The 792-nt window shown below is 42.7% G+C and carries 2 tRNA genes and 2 rRNA genes; all 4 read left to right on the forward strand.

Features of this window, described 5'->3' with window-relative positions:
- Positions 1–91, forward strand: a 16S ribosomal RNA gene (locus tag KP712_RS09060); the annotation flags it as partial.
- Positions 92–170: 79 nt separating this feature from the next.
- Positions 171–247, forward strand: a tRNA-Ile gene (locus KP712_RS09065).
- A gap of 45 nt (positions 248–292) precedes the next feature.
- Positions 293–368 (forward strand) — tRNA-Ala (locus tag KP712_RS09070).
- Positions 369–677: 309 nt separating this feature from the next.
- Positions 678–792: ribosomal RNA gene (locus tag KP712_RS09075) — 23S ribosomal RNA — on the forward strand; the annotation flags it as partial.

The raw sequence follows: 792 nt of genomic DNA on the forward strand, positions 1-792 counted from the left end.
TTGGAGGGCGTTTACCACGGTATGATTCATGACTGGGGTGAAGTCGTAACAAGGTAACCGTAGGGGAACCTGCGGTTGGATCACCTCCTTACCAAAGACGAGAGACAGCGAGTGCTCACACAGATTGACTGATAGTTGTAGACAAATGAGCAGAAGAAAACATTACCCTTGGGTCTGTAGCTCAGGTGGTTAGAGCGCACCCCTGATAAGGGTGAGGTCGGTGGTTCAAGTCCACTCAGACCCACCACTCTGAGAGTGAGTGATGTAAAGGCGTAATGATTTATGATGAAATGGGGATATAGCTCAGCTGGGAGAGCGCCTGCCTTGCACGCAGGAGGTCAGCGGTTCGATCCCGCTTATCTCCACCACTTATCATCGTTAAGTAAATTTATTCATTTAGTTTATTTAACGATGATAACTGAAAAGTTTTATCAACTGTTCTTTAAAAAATTGGAAACAAGCTGAAAACAAGAGATTTTCGAGAGAAAGTCTGAGTAGGCAAAACAGGAAAGTGAAAAGAGGGAACTGAAGAGGAAACTCTGAAAGCAAATCTGTTTTGTGATAAATCTTGATTGAACAAAAGCAATCAAGTGTTTAGTTGAATTAATGACGCTGAAAGTGCGGTCAGAGCACAATATCTATTTTATATTGAGTTTTGAAAACACTTGAGGTTGTATAGTTAAGTGACTAAGCGTACAAGGTGGATGCCTTGGCAATCAGAGGCGAAGAAGGACGTGCTAATCTGCGAAAAGCTTGGATGAGTCGATAAGAGGCGTTTAATCCAAGATATCC

Source organism: Haemophilus sp. SZY H68 (assembly GCF_018829685.1).
GTDB lineage: Bacteria > Pseudomonadota > Gammaproteobacteria > Enterobacterales > Pasteurellaceae > Haemophilus > Haemophilus haemolyticus_K.